13 protein-coding genes are annotated in these 11661 nt (G+C 69.7%); 8 read left to right on the top strand and 5 right to left on the bottom strand.

The window, feature by feature from the left end; genetic code table 11:
• Positions 1-16: 16 nt before the first annotated feature.
• Complete coding sequence (locus FXO19_RS05650; protein ID WP_255516309.1) at positions 17-1873, top strand: ArnT family glycosyltransferase; 1857 nt, start codon at positions 17-19, stop codon at positions 1871-1873.
• Between the two features lie 112 nt (positions 1874-1985).
• Here the strand turns inward: FXO19_RS05650 and FXO19_RS05645 are convergent, their stop codons facing one another.
• Both FXO19_RS05645 and FXO19_RS05640 read right to left on the bottom strand, forming a co-directional pair.
• The gene (locus FXO19_RS05645; protein ID WP_255516308.1) at positions 1986-2552 is read right to left on the bottom strand and encodes a Maf family protein; all 567 of its coding nucleotides are present in this window, start codon (positions 2550-2552) and stop codon (positions 1986-1988) included.
• A 4-nt stretch (positions 2553-2556) separates the two neighbouring features.
• Positions 2557-2919: a hypothetical protein gene (locus FXO19_RS05640; protein ID WP_149194093.1), complete on the bottom strand. Its 363-nt coding sequence runs from the start codon at positions 2917-2919 to the stop codon at positions 2557-2559.
• 133 nt (positions 2920-3052) lie between these two features.
• Here FXO19_RS05640 and FXO19_RS05635 point away from each other — a divergent pair, with 133 nt between their 5' ends.
• The 7 genes from FXO19_RS05635 to fabF all read left to right on the top strand — a co-directional run bounded on the left by FXO19_RS05635 (position 3053) and on the right by fabF (position 8612).
• Positions 3053-3559, top strand: a complete 507-nt coding sequence (locus tag FXO19_RS05635) for a YceD family protein (RefSeq protein WP_149194092.1) — start codon at positions 3053-3055, stop codon at positions 3557-3559.
• A 29-nt stretch (positions 3560-3588) separates the two neighbouring features.
• Positions 3589-3783 carry a 50S ribosomal protein L32 gene (rpmF, locus tag FXO19_RS05630; protein ID WP_149194091.1) on the top strand — a complete coding sequence of 65 codons (195 nt, stop codon included), beginning with the start codon at positions 3589-3591 and terminating at the stop codon, positions 3781-3783.
• Between the two features lie 130 nt (positions 3784-3913).
• Entirely contained in the window at positions 3914-4909 is a 996-nt protein-coding gene (locus tag FXO19_RS05625; protein WP_149194090.1) for a beta-ketoacyl-ACP synthase III, read from the top strand.
• A gap of 123 nt (positions 4910-5032) precedes the next feature.
• Positions 5033-5977, top strand: coding sequence for an ACP S-malonyltransferase (fabD, locus tag FXO19_RS05620; protein ID WP_149194089.1), 945 nt, complete (start codon positions 5033-5035; stop codon positions 5975-5977).
• A 113-nt stretch (positions 5978-6090) separates the two neighbouring features.
• Positions 6091-6834, top strand: a complete 744-nt coding sequence (fabG, locus tag FXO19_RS05615) for a 3-oxoacyl-ACP reductase FabG (RefSeq protein ID WP_149194088.1) — start codon at positions 6091-6093, stop codon at positions 6832-6834.
• Positions 6835-6951: 117 nt separating this feature from the next.
• Positions 6952-7191, top strand: coding sequence for an acyl carrier protein (acpP, locus tag FXO19_RS05610; RefSeq protein ID WP_149194087.1), 240 nt, complete (start codon positions 6952-6954; stop codon positions 7189-7191).
• Between the two features lie 182 nt (positions 7192-7373).
• Positions 7374-8612 carry a beta-ketoacyl-ACP synthase II gene (gene fabF / locus FXO19_RS05605; protein ID WP_149194086.1) on the top strand — a complete coding sequence of 413 codons (1239 nt, stop codon included), beginning with the start codon at positions 7374-7376 and terminating at the stop codon, positions 8610-8612.
• A gap of 411 nt (positions 8613-9023) precedes the next feature.
• On the opposite strand, the gene FXO19_RS19160 is transcribed toward fabF, so the two are convergent.
• The 3 genes from FXO19_RS19160 to FXO19_RS05590 are packed head-to-tail and all read right to left on the bottom strand — an operon-like array spanning position 9024 to position 11565.
• Positions 9024-10787 carry a DUF2207 domain-containing protein gene (locus FXO19_RS19160; protein WP_187775645.1) on the bottom strand — a complete coding sequence of 588 codons (1764 nt, stop codon included), beginning with the start codon at positions 10785-10787 and terminating at the stop codon, positions 9024-9026.
• Entirely contained in the window at positions 10784-11341 is a 558-nt protein-coding gene (locus tag FXO19_RS05595; RefSeq protein ID WP_149194085.1) for a LemA family protein, read from the bottom strand. The genes FXO19_RS19160 and FXO19_RS05595 overlap by 4 nt, the downstream gene beginning before the upstream one ends.
• On the bottom strand, positions 11338-11565 hold the full coding sequence (locus FXO19_RS05590; RefSeq protein ID WP_149194084.1) for an RNA-binding S4 domain-containing protein: 228 nt from the start codon (positions 11563-11565) through the stop codon (positions 11338-11340). Before FXO19_RS05590 ends, FXO19_RS05595 begins: the two co-directional genes overlap by 4 nt.
• Between the last annotated feature and the right edge of the window lie 96 nt (positions 11566-11661).

Here is an 11661-nt window from a genome sequence, read left to right as displayed (position 1 = left end):
GCCGGATGCCATCGACATGCGTGAAGGCGATATGCGCACCGACCGGGCGCGGCGCACGTTCGTGGCGTTGTGGACGACGGTGCTGCTGCTCAAGCTGGTGCTGGCCACGCAGTTGCCGCTGTTCGTGGACGAGGCGTTCTACTGGCAGGAAGGGCAGCACCCCGGCTGGGCGTATTCCGATCTGCCGGGGCTGACCGCCTGGCTGATCCGGCTGGGCGTCGAGGTGGCGGGCAATTCCGAGTTCGGGGTGCGCCTGCCGTTCCTGTTGATGGCCGCGGCGCTGCCGTGGTGGATGGTGAAGCTGGTCGCGCGCGAGTTCGGTGAACGTCAAGCGTGGCTCGCCGGCAGCGCCACGGTGCTGCTGCCGCTGGCGGGCACGCTCGGCCTGCTGGCACTGCCGGACGTGCCGATGGCGCTGGCGACCCTGCTGTGCATCGATGCCGGCGCACGGTTGCTGCGCAAGGTCGAATACAACGCGACCCTGCTGCTGGCGCTGGGCCTGGCGATCGGCGCATTGAGCCACTACCGCTTCATCGCGGTCATCGGTGTCGGCATGGTCGCGCTGCTGTGCCTGCCGGCCGGCCGGCGCGCATTGCGCGACCCACGGGTGTGGATCGCGATCGCCTTCGGCGCTGCGGCCTGGGCACCGCTGCTGGCGTGGAATCTCGACAATGCCGAGGCAGGCCTGCGCTTCCAGCTCGTCGACCGCCACCCCTGGTCCTTCCATCCCGAGGGCCTGCTGTTCCTGCCGACGCAACTTGCCCTGGTCACGCCGCTGCTGTTCGTGGCGCTGATGTGGGCGGCGTGGCGCTCGCGGCGCGACGAGCGCCCGGCCGCGCGCCTGTTCGCTTTGCTCGGTGGGCTGGTGGTGCTCGGTTTCTTCGCGCTCGGGTTTTTCGCCGATACCGAGCGCGTCAGCTTCCACTGGCCATTGCCCGGCTATCTCGCGCTGCTGCCGCTGCTGCCGGCGCTGCTCGATGCCTGGCCGCGCTGGCTGCGGCGCGCGACCTGGGCGCTGGCCGCGCTTGGACTGGGCGTGATCAGCGCCTACTACGTCGCGGTGTCGGTGCCCTCGGTGCGCGCGCAAAGCGCGGCGCTGAAGTGGTATCCGTCGAACTTCGCCGGCTGGACGGTCCTGGCCGACGCGGTGGAGGAGATGCGCGCCGGCATGCCGGCGGACACCCGGGTCGTCGCCGACAACTTCAAGATCGGCGCGGAGCTCGGTTTCGCGCTGGGCGATCCGCGCATCGCAGTGCTCGACCATCCGCTCAACCGCGCGCACGGTCGCGCGCCGCAGCTGCAATTGTGGAGACTGCGGACGCGCGGCCGCGACGAGTGGGGTGATGCCCCGGTGCTGCTGGTTGTCGGCGCCAGCGACGTGCAGTACCGGCAGCTGCTGCGGCGTTATCACGTCCTGTGCGAGCGGGTCGGGCCGTTGCCGCCGCCGCGCGTGCTCAACATCGACCACGGTGCGCAGCGCTTCCTGCTGTTCGCGCTCGACGGCGCCGGTCGCGACCAGGACCGCCCCTGTGCGGCGCCGGCGCTGGCCTGGATCGACACACCGATTTCCGGCGCCGCGGTGCGGCGGCCGTTCGAAATCCGCGGGTGGGCGTTCAAGGACGGCGTCGGCCTGGACCGGGTGGAGGTGACGCTCGACGGCGAAGTCGTGGCGGAGGCCGAGTACGGGACGCCAGCGCCGGGCGTTGCCGGCTACTGGGAGATCTCCAACGATCCGGAGCATCCGAAGGTCGGCTTCCACGCGACCATCGATGCCACCGTTGCGCGCCCGGGTCGTTACTGGCTGGGCCTGCGCCTGCACGGCCGCGACGGCAGCGTGGAGCAATGGCGCGAGCAACCGGTGACGATTCGATAGGCATTTTTCCCACGGATTGGCGCGGATCAGCGCCCGCGTGCGGTGGCGCGGGCAGGGGCGCGAACCGTGGGTTGGGGTGGCATAGGGTGGGCCTCGGCCCACCGTCTTGGCCTCAAGGCACGGTGAATCCGGCCTCGCGCAGCAGTCGCGCCGTGGCGATCAGCGGCAGGCCGACCAGCGCGGTCGGATCCTCGCTGGCGATCGCCTCGAACAGGGCGATGCCGAGCCCTTCGGCCTTGAAGCTGCCGGCGCAGTCGAACGGTTGCTCGGCGTCGACGTAGCGCGCGATCTCGTCGCCGGTGAGGCTGCGGAAGCGGACCACCGTCACATCCAGCGCCTCGAGGCAGCGGCCGTCACCGTGGCGCAGTGCCAGCGCGGTGAGGAACCGCACTTCGGTGCCCGACATCGCCGCGAGCTGGGCGCGGGCGGCATCGCGGCCGCCGGGCTTGCCGAGCGCGCGGCCATCGAGTTCGGCGACCTGGTCCGAGCCTATCGTCCAGGTATCGGCTGCGGACACCGCCGCGGCCTTGGCGCGCGCCAGCCGCTGCGCCAGCGCGGCTGGCGATTCGGCCGCTCTCGGGCTTTCATCCACGTCCGGCCGCGCGACCTCGAATGGCAGCCGCAGGCGCCGCAGCAGATCGCGGCGGTAGGGCGAGGTGGAGGCCAGGACCAGGCGCACGGCGCTAGTGCAGCGGCGCGCGGGCGCGCTCGATCTGCAGCAGTTGCTGGTCAATGCGCAGGCGTGCGGCATCGATCGATTCGCGTACCGCGTCGAGCTGCTCCACCGTGGCGCCGGCGCCATACTGCTGCAGCCACAGCCGTTGCCGCAGCATTTCCTGCAGCGCCTCGCGCACCGGGTTCTCGTCGTCGCCGGCGACCGCCTGGATCTCGGCGCGCGCGGTGCGCAGGCGCTCCTCGAGGGCGTCGGCGGCGTCCAGCACCCGGGCGAAGGCCTGTTCACGACGACCGCCGCGCCGCCTGGACAGCAGCAGCCAGGCGGCTGCCAGCACGACGACCGTGAGCAACAAGGCGAGGATCGGCAGCACGTGAATGACCCCGGAAACGAAACGCCAGTCTGCCGCCGCGCCCGGACAGGAGCAAACTCCCCCCGGGACAAGGGCTTGCGGCCCGGGCGCGGGTTTGACAGGTGCCCGGGCGGGGCCTAACATTCCGCCTCTTATGTCCGCGCAAGTGCCCGAAGTCGTCGACGCTTGGCGCATGGTCGCCGCGGGTCGGGTGTTCGAGGGGCGTCTGCCGCTGTCCGGCATGCCGCGCCTGCGGGACGTGCTGCTGGACGGCGAGGGTGAGGCGGAGTTCTCGCTCGGGTTCGGTCGCGACGCGCTGCAGGTGCCGTATGCGGAACTGCGGATCGAAGCCGCGCTGCCGCTGCTGTGCCAGCGGACGCTGCAGCGATTCCTGCACCCGGTGCGCATCGAGCAGCGTCTCGGCCTGATCCGCGACGAAGCCGACGAGGCCGCGTTGCCGCCGGGCTACGAGGCGCTGCTGCTGGCCGGGGACGGCGAGCTGCGGCCGGCGGAACTGGTCGAGGACGAGCTGATCCTGGCCGTCCCGCTGGTGCCGGTGGTGCCGGGTTCGGAATCGGTCGAACGCGACTGGCCGGTGCCGGCGGACGAGGAAAAACGCGCCAACCCGTTCTCGGCGTTGGCGGCATTGAAGAAACACTGAAAACAGAATCTGTTGCTGGAGCGATCCCCATGGCTGTGCAGAAATCCCGCGTCTCCCCCTCCCGCCGTGGCATGCGTCGCGGACACGACAAGCTGACCGCCAAGCAGCTGTCCACCGATCCGACCACGGGCGAGACTCACGTGCGCCACCACATCACCGCCGACGGCTACTACCGCGGCAAGCAGGTGATCCAGGTCAAGTCGAAGATCGTCGACGACGACTGATGGTGTTGCGCGCCGCCGTCGCCGACGGCGGTTCCGGACGCTTCGTGGCACCCGTGCCGTCCTCACCTGGCCGCCGCGAAGTCGTCCGCACGAATGCCGCCGGGCATTCCGGCCGAGGACAGTCCCAAAGATGAGCGAATCGGGCTCGATCCCGCGCGTGTACTCGCGTATCGCCGGCACCGGCAGCTATCTGCCGGCCAAAGTGCTGACCAACGACGACCTGTCGAAGATCGTCGACACCAGCGACGAGTGGATCGCCGCGCGCACCGGCATTCGCCAGCGCCACATCGCGGCCGATGGCGAGACCACCGGCGACCTGGCCTATCACGCCGCGGTGCGGGCGCTGCAGTCGGCCGGCGTCGAGCCGGACGAGCTCGACCTGATCGTGCTCGGCACCACCACGCCGGACCTGGTGTTCCCGTCCACCGCCTGCCTGCTGCAGCACCGGCTCGGTGCCAACGGCTGCGGCGCGTTCGACGTCAACGCCGCCTGCTCCGGATTCCTCTACGCGATCTCGGTCGCCGACAAGTTCATCCGTACGGGCGACGCCCGGACGGTGCTCGTGGTCGGCTCCGAGACCCTCACCCGCATGGTCGACTGGAGCGAACGCACCACCTGCGTGCTGTTTGGCGACGGCGCCGGTGCGGTGGTGCTCAAGGCCGATGCCGAGACCGGCATCCTCAGCACCCACCTGCACGCCGACGGCGCCAAGAAGGAGCTGCTGTGGAACCCGGTCGGGGTCTCGGTCGGCTTCAAGGAAAACGAGAAGAACGTCGGCGTGCGCATCCAGATGGCCGGCAGCGACGTGTTCAAGTACGCGGTCAAGGCGCTCGACTCGGTGGTCGAGGAAACGCTCGAGGCCAACGGCCTGGACCGCCACGACATCGACTGGCTGATCCCGCACCAGGCCAACCTGCGCATCATCGAGGCCACCGCCAAGCGCCTGGACATGCCGATGGAGCGGGTGATCGTCACCGTCGACAAGCACGGCAACACCTCGTCCGGCTCGGTGCCGCTGGCGCTCGACCACGCCATCCGTTCCGGCCAGGTGCAGCGCGGCCAGCTGCTGCTGCTGGAAGCCTTCGGCGGCGGGTTCACCTGGGGCTCGGCGCTGCTGCGATACTGAGTTCCGTCCGCGGCGTACGCATGCGCCGCGGAACGGGCAGCGGCGCGACATACGCCTTCGTACAGACAGCCCGGCGCCCGGACACGTATCATCTTGCGCTTGCTTTCTCCGCCGGACGTGCGCGTGACCGATCCGCAGCTTTCCTTCGTTTTCCCTGGCCAGGGTTCGCAGTCGCCGGGGATGCTGACCGATCTTGCCGAGCGGCATGCCTCCATTCGCGAGGATTTCGCCGAGGCCTCCGAGGGCGCCGGCGTCGACCTATGGGCGCTGTCGCAGCCCGGCTCCGAAGACCGCCTCAACACCACCGAGTTCACCCAGCCCGCGTTGCTCGCGGCGGGCATTGCCGTGTGGCGGCTGTGGCGCGCCCACGGCGGGGCCGTGCCTTCGGTGCTGGCCGGCCACAGTCTGGGCGAATACGCAGCGTTGGTGGCCGCCAACGCGCTGTCGCTCGGCGACGCGGCGCGCCTGGTGCGCGTGCGCGGGCAACTAATGCAGGCGGCCGCGCCGGCCGGCATCGGCGGCATGGCCGCGGTGCTCGGCGCCGAGGATGCATTGGTCGCCGAGATCTGCACGCAGGCGTCCGGCGAGGAGATCGTGGTGCCGGCGAATTTCAACTCGCCGGGCCAGATCGTCATCGGCGGGCATGCGGCCGCGGTCGAGCGCGCGCTCGGCCTGCTCGCGGAGAAGGGCGTGCGCAAGGCGGTCAAGCTCGCGGTCAGCGTGCCCTCGCACACGCCGCTGATGCGCGACGCCGCCAACCGCCTGTCCGAAACGATGGCCGCGCTTGCGTGGCGCGAACCGGAACTGCCGGTGGTGCAGAACGTCGATGCCGAGGTCCACGAGGGCGTGCAGTCGATCCGCGACGCGCTGGTGCGCCAGCTCTACCTGCCGGTGCAGTGGACAGGTTGCGTGCAGGCCCTGGCCGCGCGCGGCGTGCGGCGGATCGGCGAGTGCGGGCCCGGCAAGGTGCTGACCGGACTAGCCAAGCGCATCGACAAGACGCTCGACGCGCGCGCGCTCGGCACGCCCGGCGATTTCGACGCCGCATTGGCGGATTGGAAGGCGTGATCCAGCCACGGATCAACGCGGACAAACACGGATAAGGCTTTTGGTTCTGAAAGGCTTTATCCGCGTTCATCCGCGATAATCCGCGGCAAAGCACCGCTGTTGGGAGCAAACACATGACACAACCATTGCAAGGCGAGATCGCCCTGGTCACCGGCGCCAGCCGCGGCATCGGCGCAGCGATCGCCGACGAACTGGCCGCGCAGGGCGCGACCGTGGTCGGCACCGCCACCACCGAGGCCGGGGCGCGCGCGATAGGCGAGCGGCTGGCCGCCGCGGGCGGGCATGGGCGGGTGCTCGACGTGGTCGACGGCGCCGCAGTCGAGGCGCTGATCGACGCGATCGGCAAGGAGTTCGGCACGATCGGCATCCTGGTCAACAACGCCGGCATCACCCGCGACAACCTGCTGATGCGGATGAAGGACGAGGACTGGCAGGCGATCCTCGACACCAATCTCAGCAGCGTCTACCGCACCTGCAAGGCGACGATGCGCGGCATGATGAAGGCGCGCAAGGGCCGCATCATCAACATCGCCTCGGTGGTCGGCGTGACCGGCAACCCCGGCCAGGCCAACTACGCCGCCGCCAAGGCCGGGATCATCGGCTTCAGCAAATCGCTGGCCAGGGAGGTCGGCTCGCGCGGGGTGACCGTCAACGTGGTCGCGCCCGGTTTCATCGCCACCGACATGACCCGCGACCTGCCGGAGGCCTCGAAGCAGGCGCTGGTCGGCCAGATCGCGCTGGGGCGGCTGGGCGATCCGGCCGACATCGCCCGCGCGGTGGTCTTCCTCGCCGGTCCCGCCGCCGCCTACATCACCGGCGAGACCCTGCACGTGAATGGCGGCATGTACATGCCGTAACGCTTTCCCAGGGGCTGCAAGCCCTTGAACCGAAACGGGCTTCGGCGTCGATCGCCGATTGCCCGGCTTTCCCTTAAACTAGGCGGCCGTCAGGGCCTTCCCCGGAGCGAGACCTATATGAGCAGCATCGAAGAGCGCGTCAAGAAAATCGTGATCGAACAACTGGGCGTCAAGGAAGAGGAGGTCAGCCCGAGCGCTTCCTTCGTCGACGATCTCGGTGCCGATTCGCTGGATACCGTGGAGCTGGTGATGGCGCTCGAGGAAGAGTTCGAGTGCGAGATCCCGGACGAGGAAGCCGAGAAGATCACCTCGGTGCAGCAGGCCATCGACTACATCAAGGCCCACGTCAAATCGTAACGGCGTTCTGCGACGATGGCGCCGCCCGCAGGGCCGCGCCGCCGTCCAGGCCGCGACCGCTCCGGTTTCCGGCGCGCGCGCGGCGGTGACAGACACGGGGCCGCAGACGCGGCCTCGTGCGTTTCCGGCGCGGCATCGCCGACGCGATGGCATGCGCAACGAACCGAATGAGGAGTAGTTCAATGTCCAAGCGACGCGTGGTCATTACCGGTCTGGGCATCCTGTCGCCGCTCGGCAACGATCTGGCATTGAGCTGGGACGGGATCGTCAACGGCCGTTCCGGCATCGGGCCGATCACCCATTTCGACGCGTCCGCGTTCGCGACGCGGATCGCCGGCGAGGTGAAGGATTTCGATCCCACCGCGTGGATCGCGCCAAAGGACGTCAAGAAGATGGATCCCTTCGTGCACTACGGCGTCGCCGCGTCGCTGATGGCGATCGCCGACGCGGGCCTGGAGATTCCCGAGGCCGAAGCCGACCGCATCGGCGTGGCGATCGGCGCCGGCATCGGCGGCCTGAAGGGCATCGAGGAAACCACCATCAAGTACCACGACGGCGGACCGCGCAAGGTCTCGCCGTTCTACGTGCCCAGCACCATCATCAACATGATCGCCGGCCAGGTCTCGATCATGACCGGCGCCCAGGGCCCGAACATCGCCGCGGTGACGGCCTGCACCACGGCCACCCACAACATCGGCCTGGCGATGCGCATGATCCAGTACGGCGACGCCGACGCGATGATCGCCGGCGGCGCGGAATACGCGACCACGCCGACCTCGCTCGGCGGCTTCTGTGCGATGAAGGCGCTGTCGACCAGCAACGACGAGCCGACGAAGGCCTCGCGTCCGTGGGACGTCGGCCGCGACGGCTTCGTGATGGGCGATGGCGCCGGCATCCTGGTGCTGGAGGAATACGAGCGCGCCAAGGCACGCGGCGCGCGCATCTACGCCGAACTGACCGGGTTCGGCATGAGCGGCGACGCCTTCCACATGACCGCGCCGAGCGAGAACGGCGACGGTGCCGCACGCTGCATGCGCCACGCGATCGCCGATGCCGGCATCGACGTCGAGCGCATCGGCTACATCAACGCCCACGGCACCTCGACCCCGGCCGGCGACCTGGCCGAGACCATGGCGGTGAAGACCGCGCTCGGCGAGCACGCCTACAAGACCGCCGTCAGTTCCACCAAGTCGATGACCGGGCACCTGCTCGGCGCCGCCGGCGGGGTGGAGGCGGTGTTCTCGATCATGGCGCTGCACACCGGCGTGCTGCCGCCAACCATCAATCTCGACAACCCGTCGGAAGGCTGCGACCTCGACTACGTTCCGCACACGGCGCGCGAGGCGAAGGTCGACGTGGCGATGTCGAACTCGTTCGGCTTCGGCGGGACCAACGGCACGCTGATCTTCAAACGCGTCTGATCCGGGCAGGCCGCTTCGCGCGGCCCTCCGTAGGAGCGCGCCATGCGCGCGATGCCGCGGGCATTTCGCCGACGCGCGATTCCGGCCACCGGCGCGCCTTCCGGTTCGCGTCGGGTCGCCGACGACCGCGACCGGATACACCCGCGGCATCGCGCGCATGACGCGCGCCTACGGAGGCGAGCCGCACAACGATGCCCTTCTCGCTGCGTCTGCCAGATCGGCCGGACATGACCGTCCCGTCGACGTTCTCGATGCCTGAGGGCCGTTCGCTGTTCCCGCGCAGCCCGGCTGGCGATGCGGCGCAGATGAGGGGGGGCAAGTCCAGTGACAGGCAGGAAACGCCTCGACACGGGCGCGGGCTTTGTGCAGGTGACGCGATCCGCAGTACCGCGCGGCCGGCCGGATGCGCGGCTAGCGTCCGCCGCCTCCGCCGCCACCGCCGCCGCCGCCCGAGAAGCCGCCGCCACCGCCGCCGGAGGCACTGCCGGGCGGGGTCGACGAGGAGGCGATCTGCGAGCTCAGGCTGCTGCCGACCGCCTTGGTCAGGCTGCCGAGATCGCTGACGCCGCCACCGCGGTACCAGGCAATCGATGCGGTGGTCGCAGCGGCCGCCGCGGTGCCGACGGTGAGGGTGAACTTTTTGGTCCAGGCGTCCTCCACGTCGAGCGCCACCGCGTACGGCAGCAGGTGCTCGAAGCGGCCTGCGTCCAATTCCGGTTCCGCGGTCCCGGGCGCCTGCAGCTGCTGCAGGTCCTGTTGTTCGGCGACTTGCAGATAGCGACGGAAGCCCTCGATCTCGTCCAGCAGCCGTCGCCCGTCCACGGTCGGCGCCGCGATGACGATGGCGAACACGATCACCGTCACCAGCATGGCGGCCGCCACCGGGATCAGCAGCAGCACGCCCGATCCGGTGCCGATGCCGAGCGCGAAGGCCGCTGCCAGCGACGCCACCATGATCAACACCGCGATGGCGATGCTGCCGCCGTTGCGTTCGAACAGCGCCGGCTGGAAACGCTGCTTCAGCCGTGTTGCGTGCTCGTGCATCGCCGCCTGAAAAGTGCTGGCATTGCTGTTTCGCATTTCCAGCGATGCGCCAATCCGCGGCAGCAGCTTCTGCAGCAGGGCGATGCGCTCGGGTGGCGCCTGTCCGGGATCGGCCGTGCGTTCGACACGCCAGCTGTCGCTCAGCAGGCCCTTGTCGCGATGGATCACCACCGCGCCCTCCACCGCGCAGGCCAGTAGGTCGGCGGTGAACGCGCGGCTGTCGTGGGCCATGCGCCTCATGTAGCGCAGCCCGGCGGGGGAGTAGCCGGCGGGTGGTTCGTAGCGGACGATGACCGTGCCCGCGGCCGGATCGCGCCCGATCCGGCGCCAGCGCACCACGCAGTAGCCCAGCAGCGCCAGCAGGCCGGCCAGGCCCAGCAGCAGGCCGCGGTTGTCGTTGAGCAACCACAGCAGCTGCTGCGTGCGCGACGGCTCGGCAACGACGCCCTTGGGGAACTCCAGCACGATCGTCAGGCCCTCGCCCGGCGCCAGCGGCCCGGTGAGGGTCCAGCGCGCCACGCCCGGCGCCGGCAGCGTGCCGCGGACGTCTTGGCCGCGCGCGCCCTGCGGGCCGGTGTATCCGGCGATGGTCATGTCCGCTTCCGCGACCGGCTGCGGCAAGCGTACCTCGACGCTGCCGGCGTCGATTGCGAATGCCCAGCCGTGGCCGATCGCGTTCCAATACAGCTCGTCGTGGTCGTCGAAGAAACCGAGCTGGCGGGTGGTGCGGTAGCGCAGGGTGTAGGTGTAGACGGCCGGCACCGGCAGGAAGTCGTCATTGCCGGTGTTGACGCGTACGCCATTGGCGCGGCGCTCGGTGAACCAGGGCTCCGGCGTGCCGTCGCGCAGCACCTCCAGCACCTCGAAGTCCACCACCACCCGGTTGCCGACGCGGTCGCGATAGCGGGTGGGGAAGTCGCGATAGATGCCGCGGCGAATATTACTGCCTTCGGCGCGCACGCGGATGCGCTCGGTGATCTCCAGGCCGCCGTCTTCGTGGACCTCGACCTCGCTGTCGTAGGCGAGGATGCGTTCGCCGGCGGACGATGCCGCTTCCGTGTCCTGCGCGGCCAGCGGCATGGCGCAGGCGAACGCCGCGATCAGCGCCAGCAGCGCCAGCAACCTGGTCATCGCGGCAGTTCCACCGCCGGTGCCGTGCGCTCGTCCGCGCCGGTCTGGAAGAACTCCGCCGGTGCGAACCCGAAGCCGCGCGCAATCGCCATATCGGGAACACGCTGGGTCGCGTCGTTGTAGTCGCGGACCGCACCGTTGTAGAAACGCCGCGCGTATTGCAGATGTTGTTCCACGTCCACCAGGTCGCGCTGCAACTGCGCGAAGTTCTCGCTGGCCTTGAGCTCGGGGTAGGCTTCCTTCAACACCAGCAGGCGGCCGATGCCCTGTTCCAGCGCCGACTCCAGCTCGCCGAGCTTTGACGGTGCGGTCTGGGTCAGCGCCTGCGCACGCAGTTCCGTCACCGCTTCCAGCACCGCCGCTTCGTGGCCGGCATAGGCGCGCACCGCCGACACCAGCTGCGGCACCAGGTCGTGGCGGCGGATCAGCTGCACGTCGATGTCGGCCCAGGCGGCACGCACCTGGTTGCGCAGCCGTACCAGCCGGTTGTAGGCGAATACGGCCCACGCCAGCACCGCCAGCGCCAGTGCGACGAGCACTGCGGTCAGGGTCATGGCGCTTCTTCCGGCAACACGTGGATCTCGGCGTCGCCGACCGCGACCACCTGGCCGGCGCGGATCTTGCAGGTCTTGCGCGTCTCGACGACGCCGTCGACGCGCACCTCGCCGGCCGCGACCAGCGCCTTGCCGGCGCCGCCGCTGTCGCAGAGGCCGCTCAGTTTCAGCAGCTGGTTGAGCTCGACGTGGCTGCGGTCGAGTTGGAAGTCGATGCGGGACATGGCGGACCTGGCGGGAGATGTCCGCACGAGACTAGCGCAGTCCGCGCCCGGCGGTATCGATGTTCACTCCCTCCGCCTCCCCCTGTAGGAGGGGCT

The organism is Luteimonas suaedae, from assembly GCF_008312895.1.
Taxonomy (GTDB): domain Bacteria; phylum Pseudomonadota; class Gammaproteobacteria; order Xanthomonadales; family Xanthomonadaceae; genus Luteimonas; species Luteimonas suaedae.
Note: the sequence above shows the minus strand (reverse complement) of the source record. Positions and strands in the feature narration are given on the sequence as shown.